This window comes from Halonatronum saccharophilum DSM 13868, assembly GCF_000517025.1.
In the GTDB taxonomy this organism is placed as follows: Bacteria; Bacillota; Halanaerobiia; order Halobacteroidales; family Halobacteroidaceae; genus Halonatronum; species Halonatronum saccharophilum.
This window is the reverse complement of sequence record NZ_KI912094.1, coordinates 433245-448093: the sequence shown is the minus strand read 5'-3', so window position 1 is coordinate 448093 and position 14849 is coordinate 433245. Positions and strand designations below refer to the sequence as shown.

At 34.7% G+C, this 14849-nt stretch carries 12 protein-coding genes, 1 pseudogene and 2 riboswitches; of the genes and pseudogenes, 11 read left to right on the top strand and 2 right to left on the bottom strand.

Annotation, left to right across the window (positions count from 1 at the left end; translation table 11 throughout):
• Positions 1-138 precede the first annotated feature (138 nt).
• Positions 139-1500, bottom strand: a complete 1362-nt coding sequence (locus tag HALSAC_RS0105660; RefSeq protein WP_027339447.1) for a PFL family protein — start codon at positions 1498-1500, stop codon at positions 139-141.
• 20 nt (positions 1501-1520) lie between these two features.
• Positions 1521-1811: an ACT domain-containing protein gene (locus HALSAC_RS0105655; RefSeq protein WP_027339446.1), complete on the bottom strand. Its 291-nt coding sequence runs from the start codon at positions 1809-1811 to the stop codon at positions 1521-1523.
• A 415-nt stretch (positions 1812-2226) separates the two neighbouring features.
• Here HALSAC_RS0105655 and groES point away from each other — a divergent pair, with 415 nt between their 5' ends.
• The 11 genes and pseudogenes from groES to HALSAC_RS0105600 all read left to right on the top strand — a co-directional run bounded on the left by groES (position 2227) and on the right by HALSAC_RS0105600 (position 14847).
• The gene (groES, locus tag HALSAC_RS0105650; protein ID WP_027339445.1) at positions 2227-2517 is read left to right on the top strand and encodes a co-chaperone GroES; all 291 of its coding nucleotides are present in this window, start codon (positions 2227-2229) and stop codon (positions 2515-2517) included.
• A 129-nt stretch (positions 2518-2646) separates the two neighbouring features.
• Complete coding sequence (gene groL, locus HALSAC_RS0105645) at positions 2647-4290, top strand: chaperonin GroEL (RefSeq protein WP_027339444.1); 1644 nt, start codon at positions 2647-2649, stop codon at positions 4288-4290.
• Between the two features lie 342 nt (positions 4291-4632).
• Positions 4633-4735, top strand: a riboswitch (purine riboswitch).
• A gap of 118 nt (positions 4736-4853) precedes the next feature.
• The gene (gene guaA / locus HALSAC_RS0105640) at positions 4854-6401 is read left to right on the top strand and encodes a glutamine-hydrolyzing GMP synthase (protein WP_027339443.1); all 1548 of its coding nucleotides are present in this window, start codon (positions 4854-4856) and stop codon (positions 6399-6401) included.
• Between the two features lie 178 nt (positions 6402-6579).
• A riboswitch (purine riboswitch) is annotated at positions 6580-6681 on the top strand.
• Positions 6682-6785: 104 nt separating this feature from the next.
• Complete coding sequence (locus HALSAC_RS0105635) at positions 6786-8099, top strand: NCS2 family permease (RefSeq protein WP_027339442.1); 1314 nt, start codon at positions 6786-6788, stop codon at positions 8097-8099.
• 237 nt (positions 8100-8336) lie between these two features.
• Positions 8337-8564 (top strand): annotated as a pseudogene (locus HALSAC_RS0105630) (NCS2 family permease); the annotation flags it as partial.
• Between the two features lie 390 nt (positions 8565-8954).
• The gene (pgl, locus tag HALSAC_RS0105625; RefSeq protein WP_027339440.1) at positions 8955-9647 is read left to right on the top strand and encodes a 6-phosphogluconolactonase; all 693 of its coding nucleotides are present in this window, start codon (positions 8955-8957) and stop codon (positions 9645-9647) included.
• Between the two features lie 160 nt (positions 9648-9807).
• Positions 9808-10431, top strand: coding sequence for a YczE/YyaS/YitT family protein (locus HALSAC_RS0105620; RefSeq protein WP_027339439.1), 624 nt, complete (start codon positions 9808-9810; stop codon positions 10429-10431).
• 142 nt (positions 10432-10573) lie between these two features.
• On the top strand, positions 10574-10870 hold the full coding sequence (locus tag HALSAC_RS0105615) for a YerC/YecD family TrpR-related protein (protein WP_027339438.1): 297 nt from the start codon (positions 10574-10576) through the stop codon (positions 10868-10870).
• A gap of 84 nt (positions 10871-10954) precedes the next feature.
• Complete coding sequence (locus HALSAC_RS0105610) at positions 10955-12175, top strand: TIGR00341 family protein (RefSeq protein WP_027339437.1); 1221 nt, start codon at positions 10955-10957, stop codon at positions 12173-12175.
• A gap of 148 nt (positions 12176-12323) precedes the next feature.
• Positions 12324-13247: a cysteine synthase A gene (gene cysK / locus HALSAC_RS0105605; RefSeq protein ID WP_027339436.1), complete on the top strand. Its 924-nt coding sequence runs from the start codon at positions 12324-12326 to the stop codon at positions 13245-13247.
• A gap of 262 nt (positions 13248-13509) precedes the next feature.
• Positions 13510-14847, top strand: coding sequence for a YeiH family protein (locus tag HALSAC_RS0105600; protein WP_035571314.1), 1338 nt, complete (start codon positions 13510-13512; stop codon positions 14845-14847).
• Positions 14848-14849 lie beyond the last annotated feature (2 nt).

The following is a 14849-nucleotide window of genomic DNA, read 5'->3' as shown; positions in this document are numbered from 1 at the left end:
AGTAAAGAACAGTTTAGAATTGAGAATGGAGAGTTAGAAAGTAATTAAAAATTAAGGATTGAGAATTTAAAGTCAAGGTATAAGGGATAGAAAGTCAGCAAGCTGACTTTCTATCGTGGGTTTAGGGTTAAAATATTCTTAATTTGTTAATGCTTGGATTGGGGCGGGTATTCTACCACCACGATTAACAAATTTATCTGAACTGAATTTGCTTACTTTCATAATTGGTGCTTCACCTAGAAGACCACCAAATTTAACCTCATCACCTACATCCTTGTTTGGTGCAGGGATCATTCTAACTGCAGTTGTTTTCTTGTTAATCATACCAATAGCCATTTCATCGGCAATTATAGCAGCAATGGTTTGGGCTGATGTGCTACCAGGGACTGCAATCATATCTAATCCAACTGAGCAGACGGCAGTCATAGCTTCTAATCTTTCTAAGCTTAGTGCTCCAACTTTAGTTGCTTCAATCATTCCTTGGTCTTCACTAACAGGGATGAAGGCTCCACTTAATCCACCAACTGAAGAAGAGGCCATAGAACCTCCTTTTTTAACAGCATCATTTAGTAAAGCTAAAGCTGCAGTTGTACCATGGGTTCCACAGTATTCTAGACCCATACCTTCTAAGATATTAGCAACACTATCACCGATAGCAGGGGTTGGGGCCAAGGATAGGTCAACGATTCCAAAAGGAATTCCTAACATTTCAGAAGCTCTTTGTCCTACCAGTTCACCCATACGAGTTATTTTAAAAGCAGTCCTTTTGATGGTATCTGCCAATTGGTTAAAGTTTGCTTCAGGAATCTTGTTAACAACATTATTAACAACTCCTGGTCCACTAACACCAATATTAATTACTGCTTCAGGCTCACCTGTACCATGAAATGCACCAGCCATAAAGGGGTTGTCCTCAGGAACATTACAGAAGACTACAAGTTTAGCTGCTCCTAGACCATCCTTATCTGCAGTTAAATCAGCAGCTTTTTTAATTGTTTGGCCCATCTCTAAGACAGCATCCATATTGATACCTGATTTAGTAGAAGCTACATTAACAGAAGAACAGACCCGATCAGTCTTTGCCAATGCTTCAGGAATAGATTGTATAAGGTTTTTTTCCCCTTTGGTGTATCCTTTATGTACTAACGCAGAAAAACCACCTATAAAGTCGACACCAACTTCCTTAGCAGCTTTATCTAAGGTTTGGGCAATACTTGTATAGTTTTCTTCTTTACAAGCATTAGCAACAATAGATATTGGTGTTACAGAGATTCTTTTATTGATTATTGGAACACCAAATTCTCCTTCAATTTTATTGGCTACTTTTACTAAATCCTTAGCTTGAGTAGTTATCTTATTATATATCTGTTTGTTTAAGATATCGATATCTGGGTGGGAACAATCTCTTAAATTAATCCCCATAGTAATGGTTCTGATATCAAAATTTTCTGTCTCGATCATCTTAACAGTTTCTAGAATTTCTCCAGTATTAAATAACATTTTATTTCACCTCCTAATACTTAGATGCGGTGCATATAACGGAATACTTCTTCATTTTGTAATTTTATTTGAACCTCTAATTCTTTACTTAACTCTTCTAATTCTTTATTTAGAGTTTCAAAGTCTAGGCTTAGGTCTTCAATATCAATTAGCATAATCATAGAAAATAGATCTTCTAATAAGGTTTGGCTAATATCTAGTATATTAGCATTATGTTTAGCAAGTAGTGCGGTAACTTTGGCTACGATGCCAACTTTATCACTACCTAACACAGTTAAGACTGCTCTTTTTTGTCCAGTTTCTTTTACCACTTTAATTCCCTCCTTTATATAATTATCAGTTTAATTAATCTATATCTTATAGTATTTACCCAGTAATGTCAATATAATAGCTATCAGCTTTGAGCTCTCAGGAAAAGATTTTGATTTTACTGATTCCAGGTTCCAGATTCCTATTAATTTAAATTATATGTATAAAGGAAAACAAAGTGGATATAATATGTTAATGTGGAAAAAGAGTATGGGGAAGAAAAAAATAATTTAGTTGAGAATGATAGAGATAATCCGCTCTAAAGAGCGATAATTGTTCTTTAAGGAGGATAAAAAAATAAATCTAGACTTGCTTTTATTGGAAGAGTTAGTTATTATTAATTATGTAATGATTAGCACTCGCTACTAGTGAGTGATAATAAAAAATAAGACTACATAAATAAGGAGGGTTCTTTTTATGAGTATTAAGCCTTTAGGTGACAGAGTTGTTATCAAGAGTGTTGAAGCAAAAGAGGAGAAGACTAAAAGTGGTATAGTTTTGCCAGATAGCGCTAAAGAAAAGCCGCAGCAAGGTGAAGTAGTTGCTGTAGGTTCTGGAAGAAAGTTAGACAGTGGAGAGACTATTGCTCCAGAAGTAAATGCTGGTGATATAGTTATTTACAGTAAGTTTGCTGGATCTGATATTAAACATAATGGTGAGGAATACTTAATTATCAGTGAAAAAGATGTTTTAGCTATTGTGAAGTAATTTAAGAGAGTAGGTTCTTAATTGCTCAATATTAATCTTTATGTACAGCTTAGATCTGAGAGCCTTTGATTATTTAATTTTAAGATTTGATAAATTTAAAGCGAAATAAATTAAGGAGGGTATATAGATATGGCAAAGGAATTAAAGTTTGGTGAAGATGCACGTAGATCTTTAGAAGCTGGTGTTAATGCTTTAGCTGATGCTGTTAAGGTGACTTTAGGGCCAAAGGGCCGTAATGTTGTGTTAGAGCAAGGGTTTGGAGCTCCATTGATTACTAATGATGGTGTTACTATTGCTAAGGAGATTGAGTTAGAGGATGCTTATGAGAATATGGGTGCTCAAACGGTAAAAGAGGTTGCTACCAATACTAATGATGTAGCTGGAGATGGAACTACTACTGCTACTGTGTTGGCCCAAGCAATCGTAAATGAAGGAATGAAGAATGTAGCTGCAGGAGCTAACCCAATGGTTCTTCGTAAGGGTATTCAAAAAGCTGTTGAAGCTGCTGTTGCTAAAATTGGAGAGATAAGCAAACCTATTGAAGATAGAGACTCTATTGCTCAAGTAGCTGCTATCTCTGCTGCTGATGAAGAGGTAGGAGAATTAATTGCTAGAGCTATGGAAGAGGTAGGAAATGATGGTGTTATCTCTGTTGAAGAGTCTAAGACAATGGGTACTGACCTTGAAGTTGTAGAGGGAATGCAGTTTGATAGAGGGTACCTATCTCCATATATGGTAACTGATGATGAGCAGATGGTTGCTAATTTAGAAGATCCATATATTTTATTAACTGACCAAAAGATCAGTTCTATTAAGGATATGTTACCTGTATTAGAACAGGTTGCTCAACAAAATAAACCTTTATTAATTGTTGCTGAAGATGTTGAAGGTGAAGCTTTAGCTACTTTAGTAGTTAATAAATTAAGAGGAACATTTGATTGTGTAGCTGTTAAAGCTCCAGGGTTTGGTGATAGAAGAAAAGCTATGTTAGAAGATATTGCTACTTTAACTGGTGGTCAAGTAATTACTGAAGATTTAGGACTATCTTTAGAGAATGTTGATATCACTATGTTAGGTAGCGCACGAAATGTTAAGGTTACTAAAGATGATACAACTATCGTTGATGGTGCTGGAGATGAATCAAATATTGAACAGAGAGTATCTCAAGTTCGTCAACAGATTGCCAATACAACATCTGACTTCGATAAAGAAAAATTAGAAGAGAGATTAGCTAAGTTAGCTGGTGGGGTTGCAGTAATTAAGGTTGGTGCTGCCACTGAGACTGAGCTAAAAGAGAAGAAGTTAAGAATTGAAGATGCTTTAAATGCTACTAGAGCTGCAGTAGAAGAAGGTATTGTAGCTGGTGGTGGAACAGCTTTAATCGATATTTTACCAGCTTTAGAAGAGTTAAACTTAGAAGATGATGAAGCTACTGGTGCAGATATCATCAAAAAAGCTTTAGAATCACCTGTAAGATTAATTGCTGATAATGCTGGATTTGAAGGTGCAGTAATTGCTGAGAAGGTTAAAGAAAATGGTGTAGGAATAGGATTTAATGCTTATGTTGGTGAATTTGTAGATATGGTTGAGAGTGGAATTGTAGATCCTGCTAAAGTAACTCGTTCAGCCCTACAAAATGCCGCTAGTGCTGCTGCTACTTTATTAACAACTGAAACTGTTGTAGCAGAGAAGAAGAGCGACGATGATAATGGTGGCGGTGGCGGAATGCCAGCTGGAATGCCAGGAATGGGCGGAATGCCAGGAATGATGTAAGGTTAAAAAATCTCTGAGAGAGAATTCTCTTAGAGATTTTTTTATTTGAAGGTTAATAGTAATAAAGCGGAGCTTTATTACTGGTGATGAGTAATCAGTGATGAGTAAAACCTTAAAAAAACAGAAACCCCTTTGTTACCTAAGACTTATAAGAGGTTTTGAGATTTTGACTTTACTCATTACTCTTCACTCATTACCCATTACTAGTGGCACGAAAGTGACACTTTATTACTATAGAATGTCACAATTTAACAGATGAGAGCTTGCTATAAGAAACTAAGCCTTAACTTCCCTTGACAATAGAGACAATCTCATTTATACTACCTTATATAAGTAAAAAAATCAGGCATTTTGACGCCATTTCGTATAACTTCGGGGATAAGGCTCGATGGTTTCTACCAGCTAACCGTAAATTTAGCTGACTACGAGATAGTGATATAGTTTACATAATTTATTATAGGACAACTATAATTATTATATCTCTATTTCCTAGACTATTAATCCCGTGATGAGATTAAGGTTTAGGATTTTTGTTTATAATAAGAATTGGGAGGGATTTTATAATGGGAAGAAAAGATCATGAATTAGTAGTTGTATTGGATTTTGGTGGGCAATACAGTAAGTTAATTGCTCGTAGGGTAAGAGAAACAGATGTTTATTCACAGGTTTTTCCTTATAATATATCAGTAGATAGGATTAAGGAGTTGAATCCTAAAGGGATAATCTTTTCTGGAGGACCTGCTAGTGTATACGAAGAGGGGGCTCCATATGTTGATGAGGAGATATTTGAGTTAGGAATACCTATTTTGGGAATTTGTTATGGTATGCAGTTGATGACTCATTCTTTAGTTGGTGGCAAAGTTGAAAAAGCAGAGCATAGAGAGTATGGACGAGCTACTATGAAGGTTAAGGAAAATGGAGAATTTTTTGCAGGTTTAGGTAATGAGTTAGAGTGTTGGATGAGTCATGGTGATAGAGTTGAAGAGATACCAGAAGGCTTTGAAATCATAGGCTATACTGATAACTCGCCTGTTGCAGCAATTGGTAATAAAGAGAAAGGTTTTTATGGTGTGCAGTTCCATCCTGAAGTTGAGCATACACCTCAAGGTAGAGAAATTTTAGATAATTTCTTAAAGAAGGTATGCAAGTGTAAAGGGGACTGGAAAACATCTATCTTAGTAGATGAGCTTATTGAAGAGATAAAGGAGAAGGCTGGAGATCACAAGGTTGTATGTGGACTTTCTGGGGGTGTAGACTCCTCTGTAGCTGCTGCTTTAGTACATAAAGCAATTGGTGATAATTTGACTTGTATCTTTGTTGACCATGGTTTGTTGAGAAAGGGTGAAGGTGCACAAGTAGAAGAGACTTTTGCCAAAGAATTTTCTATGAACTTAGTTTATGTAAATGCTCAAGAAAGGTTTTTAAATGCTTTAGATGGAGTAGGAGATCCTGAAGAGAAGAGAAAGATAATTGGAAATGAGTTTATTAGGGTCTTTGAAGAAGAATCAGGCAAGTTAGGAGATGCTAAATTTCTAGTTCAAGGAACTATCTATTCTGATGTGATTGAAAGTGGAGCAAGTGAAGGCGCTTCTACTATCAAGAGTCATCATAATGTAGGTGGGCTTCCAGAAGATATAGAGTTTAAGTTGATTGAACCATTAAGAGAATTGTTTAAAGATGAGGTACGTGAAGTAGGAGAAGCTCTTGGCTTACCTGCTGAGGTTGTTTGGAGACAACCTTTTCCAGGACCAGGATTGGGTATAAGAGTCTTAGCAGAGGTAACACCAGAGAAGGTTGAAATACTACAAGAGGCAGATGCTATTTTTAGAGAAGAGATTAAAGAAGCAGGTTTAGATAGAGAAATTTGGCAATACTTTGCTGTTTTACCTCCTATAAGGAGTGTAGGAGTTATGGGAGATGGAAGAACTTATTCTTATACAATAGGATTGAGGGCCATTAAGAGTAAGGATGCTATGACTGCTGATTGGTCTAGGATACCTTATGAAGTTTTAGAGAAAATATCTACAAGAATAACAAATGAAGTTGAAGAAGTTAATAGGGTTGTTTATGATATAACTTCTAAACCTCCAGCAACAATAGAGTGGGAGTAAATGAAGTTTAATATTCTCTATTTCAATGGTGTTTTTTAGAAAAAACACGAACCTTATTTTAAAAAAAGATAAAAATATTAGTTTTAACTTGAACATTGTTTCATTCTGTTATATAATTAGAGCATAAAAGGCAAATATAATTATATTTGCTGGTTTTGAGAACTGTGTGAGATAAAAAATAAAAGTAAATTATTCTATCCGTATAATATCAGGAATAGGGCCTGAAAGTTTCTACCGGTTAACCGTAAATTAGCCGACTACGGGGTGATTATTGTAGTTATATACTACATCCTTATCCCAAGTCACTAATTCCCTATGGAATTATACTTGGGATTTTTATTTTCAATATCGATTGAATAAAACATCTAATAAGGGGGACTTTTAATGTCTGATTTTTTTGAAAATTTCTTTAAGTTGAAGGAACATGGAACTGATGTTAAGACGGAGATGATGGCAGGGGTAACTACTTTTATGACAATGGCTTACATTATTATAGTTAATCCATTAATTCTTAGCGATGCAGGGATGCCTTTTGAGGCTGTAATGGCTGCAACAGTTATTTCAGCAGCTTTAGCTACTTTGATTATGGGCTTTTATGCAAATTATCCTTTTGCACTAGCACCAGGTATGGGGCTTAATGCTTTCTTTGCTTATACTGTGGTTTTAGGAATGGGATTAAGTTGGCAAGCAGCTTTAGCAGCAGTATTTGTTTCTGGTATCTTCTTTATCTTTATTACGATAACAGGATTAAGAACCGCTTTGGTAAATGCAATTCCAACTTCTTTAAAGAGTGCAGTAAGTGCTGGTATTGGTTTATTTATTGCTTTAATCGGTCTTAAGAATGCTGGAATAGTTATATCAGATCAGGCTACTTTAGTAGCGTTGACTGATAATTTAACTGAACCAGGTGTGCTTTTAGCTTTGATTGGTTTGGCTATAACTGGTATTTTGATGGCTAGAGGGTTTAAAGGTTCTATTTTAATTGGGATAGTTATTACAACTATTATTGGTATTCCAATGGGTGTTGTAGAGATTGGAGAAGGATTTAGTCCTTTCTCATTGGCAGTTAGTTTTGAATCTTTTGGTGCTTTTATAGATGGATTCCCAGAGTTATTTAACTTTGGTATGTTAAATGTTATTTTGGCTTTAACTTTTGTAGATTTATTTGATACTATTGGTACTTTGGTTGGAACTGGAGCTAGGGCAGGTATGTTAGATGAAGATGGGAATTTACCTAGAGCAGATAAAGCTCTGATGGCTGATTCTGTTGGAACAACTGTAGGAGCAGTTTTAGGAACAAGTACTGTAACTACTTATGTAGAGAGTACTGCAGGAATTGTTGAAGGTGGTAAGACTGGTTTGACTGCAGTAACTGTTGGGGTTTTATTCTTGGCTTCTTTATTAATATCTCCATTAGTATTATTGGTACCTTCTGAAGCAACAGCACCTGCATTGGTTATTGTTGGTGTTCTGATGATGGGAGCTATTAAGGATATTGATTTTGAAGATTTCACTGAAGCGTTCCCAGCTTTTATGACTATTGCTATGATGCCATTTACTTTCAGTATTGCTGAGGGTATTGCAGCAGGTATTATTATCTATCCAGTAATGAAACTTGTTTCTGGAAGAGGAAAAGAGACAAATACAATTATTAATATTTTGGCTGTTTTATTTGTAATCAAGTATTTGTTTATGTAGATTGAATTTACACTTTTAAATATAATAGACTGATTAAAGTCCCTTCTGAAGGTTTAATTAAACCTTCAGAAGGGACTTTTTTATTTTGGAAGAGAAATCCTGACTAAAACGAATAATCAAACGATAAATAATTACAATGTAAGTCTTTTTTTGACTACATCTATTAATTGTGTTATTCTTAATAAGGTTTGAAGGAAAAGACAATATAAAACGAACATTAACAAAGGGGATGACTGTATGAGTAATTTAATGGAGAAATTATTTAAATTATCTAAACACAGCACTGACATTAGAACAGAGGTTTTAGCTGGTCTAACTACCTTTATGACTATGGCTTATATTATTTTTGTTAACCCAAGTATTATCTCTCAAACTGGGATGCCCTTCGAAGCAGTAATGATTGGTACTGCTATGTCAGCCGCTTTTGCCACTTTGTGTATGGCTTTGTTGGCCAATTATCCTTATTATTAAGCTTCTTTATGGAGAAGGCGATGAGGTTCATTGGATAGTATATCTTTTTTGTTTCTTATTTATAATTCAATATTGCTATATGTAGGGTAGTAGTAATAAAGCGTAGCTTTATTAAATTGATAATTGATAGTGGATAATTGATAGTTAAGGTCAAAACCTTATAAGTACTTTATGGTTTAAGGTTTTTAACTGTCAATTATCAATTTTAAACTATCAATTGAACTGACACTCTATTACTTATTTAATTTCAATTATATAAAATATGTAGAGGAAGAAGGTGAGATTTATCTCACCTTTTTTAGGTTAAATCTTTGCGATTGTTGAATAATAGTGTATTTATTTATATACTCTAAGTAAAGAAGCTCTATATGAGGAGGAGAATTTATGGAGATGTTGATAGGGGAAAGGAATAATTTAGAGAGAGATGCTGCTAAAGAAATTGCCAATACCATTGAAGAGTTACTTAGAGTAAAGAGTGAGGTTGTAGTAGGTATTGTTGGGGGTAGTTCTGTTGCTGGAGTATTTTCTAATCTACTAGATATTGAAGTAGAGTGGGCCAACGTACATTTCTTCATGGCAGATGAACGTTTAGTACCTTTAGATAGTGATGAGAGTAACTTTAAGTTGGCTAAGAAAACCTTTTTAAATCAGTTATTAGAAGAGGGCCAACTATCAGAAGATAATCTACATCCCTTTAGGTATGATTCGGATAAGGATGATTATGGATTAGAAGGTTATAATGGAGAGTTTGAAAGCTTGGGTGCAAAGTTTGACATTTTCCTTTTAAGCTCTGGTGAGGATGGTCATATAGCTTCTTTGTTTTCTAATCATCAGTCAATTAAAGATCAATCTAATTTGTATATATTGGTGGAGGATTCACCAAAGCTACCTCCTAAGAGAATCAGTGCTTCTAGAAAGCAGATTTTAGGGGCTAAAAAAGCTATTATTCTCTTTTTTGGTGAGAGTAAAGCTCAAGCTTATAATAGTTTTATTAGTGAAGGGGTTTCTATTGAAGATTGTCCGGCGAGGCTTCTCTTTAAAATTAAAGACTCTCTAGCTTTTGTTGATGTAAAATAGCAATAAAGGCTAGCTCTTTTACTAGGGTTTGGGTTTAAAAAATTAAAGGTGATTTAAGTTTAAAAAGAGATATAATAAGAAGAGGTTACTTATGTTGTTCAGTCGTATCATCGACTTAGATAAGGTTAATTGATATTATTTAACAGAAAGAAGGGTAAGAATGGATACTAATAAGAAGAATTATTTAATGTTTTTTTCTGGTTTATTTGTTATGGCCTTTGGTAATGTTCTAACTATAAAGGCTAATTTAGGAGTAGCACCTTGGGACGTATTTCATATTGGAATGACCAATTATATAAATTTGACAATTGGACAAGCTGGCCAACTGGCTGGAGTTTTAGTATTATTAATTGCTTTTTTGATAGCTAGGGTTAAGCCTAGCTTCGGCACCTTGCTTAATGTAATATTATGTGGAATAATAATTGATCTTTTAATGGTCTATATACCTAAACCAAGGGGTATAGCTTTGAGTTACACTTATATGTTGATCGGTTTAGTAGTCTTTAGCATAGGAGCAGCCCTTTATATCTCAGGCAAGTGTGGAACAGGGCCAAGGGATACCTTAATGGTAGCTTTAGATAATATTTTTAAGGTTAATATAGGAATAGTTAGAAGTGGTATCGAGTTAACAGCTCTTCTTAGTGGTTATTTTATGGGAGGCCCAGTAGGAATAGGGACAATTATTTTAGCTTTAGGGACTGGTCCAATATTGAAATATTCCTTTGATTTTATTGATGTTATTAGGATTAAAGAAAATTATAAACTTTCAGAAAGAATAAATTAGGATGAGCTTTGGAAACATTATTTTTATAGATTATTTTTGAGATTATTCCTCCTTACTTTCTTACTTTAAAGTGTTAAATTGCTGGTAAATAGTTGGAAAATCTATTATAATAAGTATAAGAAATTATTAAGGGGGGTTAATAATGAGTTCTAAGATAAGAGATGAATTTACTGATCGATTGGCAGAGGCGATTTTATTATTAGAAGATGTAGGAGAATGTTATAAATTTTTTGAGGATATCTGTACAGTCAATGAGATTAAGTCTTTGGCCCAAAGGTTAGAGGTAGCTAAGATGCTAAGTGAAGGTTATACCTATGATGAGATTGCTCAAGATACAGGTGCTAGCACTGCAACCATAAGTAGAGTTAAACGCTCGTTGAACTATGGAGCTGATGGGTATAAATTAATTTTAGAACGGGTTAAAAAGGTTGATAGGTAGTTTTTGGCAGACTAGTTTTCTTTATTAGAGGTAATTGGTTTATAACTTATTATTTGGTGGTAATATATTAAAGAGGTGACTAATATGCAAGTTATACATGCTAATTTTGCTGCTGGTGAAGGTGATAGGGCAATCTCTTTATTAATGAATTTAGGTTTTGAAGAAGAGGACTATAAGTTAATTCAATCAAATACAGGTGATCTACTTATTGTAAATCTTTTGTATGGGAATGCTGATTTATTAATTGATAAGATGAAAAAGGAGTTTGATTTTGTCAATAATGCTGAAAGAAGTTTGGTTATCTTTACTCCTGATACGGTCATCCCTAAGGATGAAGAGAAGGCTAAGGTAGAGGATTATAGGGCAAGTAGGGAGACTATAGTCACCTATGCTAAGGATAATAGTGAATTAAGTAGTGAGATAATTTTTATGGCTATAGTTGCAGCTATAGTTGCAACATTAGGTTTAATACTCGATAATACAGCTGTAATAGTAGGTTCGATGATTATTGCACCAGTCTTTGGCCCGATTGCTACTATGGCAATTGGTATTGTTTTGGGTGATTTAAAGTTATTTGCTAAAGGAATGGTGGTTGAATTAGCTATTATAGGAATTGGGATTGGTGTAGGAGCTTTCTTTGGTTTTATAATTCCTAATGTAACTATTAATCGGGCATTAGAGGTTAGGATGCTACCTACTTTACCAGATTTATTAGTAGCTTTAGCAGCAGGTGGGGCAGGAGCCTATTCGTTGCTTACCAACGTAAAATCACAGCAGTTAGTAGGAGTAGTAATAGCTGCTGCTTTAATCCCTGTGATGGCAACTATGGGAATAGGAGTATCAATAGGTGAAGCAGACCTTGTTGTAGGAGCAGCTTTACTTTTATTTGGAAATTTATTCTCTTTGTTATTAGCTATTATAGTAGTTTTCTATTTCAAAGGTTTAAAGCCTCAATGGTGGTATGAGGATACAGCCAAAGAGATGATTAAGAAGAGTCTAATAATTTTAACAATATCCTTTATAATCTTATCTTTACCTTTATCAGTTATTACATATAGGGAAATGGTCCAAGGTGAACCCGAAGATATAATTAGAGATATATACTGGGAGGAGATAGGTGATCCTTTTGAGGGAAGGCTATTATCAGTTCAGGTTGAGATGGGTGAGGTGGATATAATCTTATATACATCTATGGATATAGAGTCTCAGTATTTTAAAGATTTTAGTAAGCGGGTTAAAGAAGAGATCGGTGATGAATATAAAGTGAATCTTGAAGTAATACCAACAAAGAGAATAGAGATATAGTAGAGGATAGTGGAATCGAAAGTCAGCTAGCTGACTTTCGATTCCAGATTCAATACACCTTGATTTTGGCGGTAGACTTTGGTATAATATTAACAAAATAATAACTGATAAGAATACTCGGTTTTGATATTCTTAGGGAGGCTAAAAAATGACTATATACAATGATATTACAGAGCTGGTTGGTAAGACACCTATGGTAAAATTGAATAAATTAGTAAGTGAAAAGGATGCAGAGGTTTATCTAAAGCTCGAATCTTTCAATCCAGGTGGTAGTGTTAAGGATAGAATTGCCTTTAATATGATTGAAAGTGCTGAGAAATCAGGTGATTTGAAGGCTGGTGGAACTATTATAGAGCCTACCAGTGGTAATACAGGAATTGGTTTAGCGATGATTGGTGCAGCTAAAGGATATAAGGTTATTTTAGTAATGCCTGATACTATGAGTATTGAAAGAAGGAAGATATTAAAGGCTTATGGTGCTGATATTATCCTAACTCCTGGTGAAGATGGTATGCCTGGGTCGATAGAGAAGGCTAAGGAGTTGGCTGAGGAGAATGAGGGTTACTTTATGCCTCAACAGTTTATGAATCCTGCCAATCCTGCAGTTCATCGAAAGACCACAGCCCAAGAGATTATTAGTGACTTAGATGGAAAGATTGATGCCTTTGTTGCTGGTGTAGGTACTGGTGGTACGGTGACAGGGACAGGTGAAATACTAAAGGAGAAAATAGATGGAATTGAAATTATAGCAGTTGAACCTACAGGTTCTCCAGTAATTAGTGGAGGTAAACCAGGTCCACATATGATCCAAGGTATTGGTGCTGGATTTATTCCTGACACCTTAGATGTTGATATTTTAGATAAGGTTATTAAGATAGAAAATCAAGAGGCTATGGAGATGGCTAGAGAATTAGCTGCTAAAGAAGGCATTTTATCAGGTATCTCTGCAGGAGCTGCTGTCGCTGCGGCTTTAAAAGTAGCTAAGGAGTTAGGTGCTGGTAAGAGAGTTGTTACAGTAGCCCCAGATACTGGTGAAAGGTACTTAAGTACTACTTTGTTTAAGATAGATTAATTTAATATTAATTATTTAAAGTATTGATAATTATAATTGATTTTAAGAAGCTGATATCATATCAAGGAATTGATATGATATCAGCTTCTTTTGATTTTGAAGGTTTTATTTATTTGCTATTAATTACTAGATATTTTATTGACAATAGATGAATAATATGATAATGTTTATATTAATAAAGTCAAACACACAAAAACATAGTGGAATACTCAGGATTAATGATTTGTTCTATTATCTAGGTATATTAAAGGGAGGCGTAATAATGAGCAATTTAGAAGTGGAGAAGAAAGTTTCAAAGATACAAGGTTTTGATCTGTCAACTCTTTGGAAGAAGGAAGGTTGGTGGAATGTATGGTTAGGATTTATACTTATAATAGGATCTATTTTTGGAATTTTAAACAGTCCAGTAGTACCAAAAAGGTGGGGAGGAGATGATGGAGGAATATTACACTCCATACCCCTAGAGCTTATACCTGGGATTATCCTGACTGGTATAGTTACTTTTATTATATTTGCATTATCGATATATTTTGTGAAGAAAGAAGAAGTTAAAAGTTTTCTTCTTGGTTTTCCAGTTGTATATTTAATTACGGTAGTGGCTTATCTGATTGGAAATTATGGACCTTGGAGGCATTATGGCTTTAATGATGTGATTTGGGCTTTGGTTATAGGGCTTATAATAAGTAACTTTTTTAAAGTCCCTGAGTTTTTAAGAAGTGCAATTAAAACTGGCTTATATATAAAGACGGGGTTGGTTCTTTTAGGAGCTTCAATCTTATTTAATAGGGTTTTAACCTTAGGAGGGATGGGCTTAGGAGTTGCATGGTTGGTTACTCCTTTTGTTCTTATAGTAATGTATTTCTTCTCTCAAAAAGTTTTAAAAATGGAGAATGAGAGAGGTTTAGCGATTGCTATATCAGCTGCTACTTCAGTCTGTGGTGTATCAGCAGCTATCGCTTCAGGTACAGCAGCTAAGGCAAAGAAAGAAGAGATATCCTTGGCTATTTCAGTAACACTTATCTTTACAGTAATTATGATGGTTGTTATGCCAGCTGTGGTTAGTTTTGTTGGAATTGATCCTATTGTTGGGGGAGCATGGCTTGGAGGGACCATTGATGCAACAGGTGCTGTTGTAGCTGCATCTTCTTTATTGGGTGATGAAGCTATGGAAGTTGCTTCAGTAATCAAGATGATTCAAAATGTATTGATTGGAATTATATCTTTTGGTATTGCAGTATTTTGGGTAAGTATCTATGAGAAGAAGGAGCTATCTGAAGCTTCTGTTGGCCCAAAGGAGATATTAACTAGAGTGCCTAAGTTTATCTTTGGCTTTGTGATAGCTTCTTTAGTGTTTTCTTTTGCTTTATCACCAGAAGTAGTTGAGAGTAGTCTTCCAGCTATTAATGGCTTTAGAGGTCTATTCTTTACTTTGGCTTTTGTTAGTATTGGCTTAGAGTCCAACTTCAAAGATATGGCTAAGATGGTCAAGGGAGGAAATATAATTACTCTTTATCTCTTTGGGCAGATATTGAATATAGTATTGACTTTAATTGCAGCTTATATATTCTTCAGTGGTAGATTCTTCACCTTACCTTTTTAAGG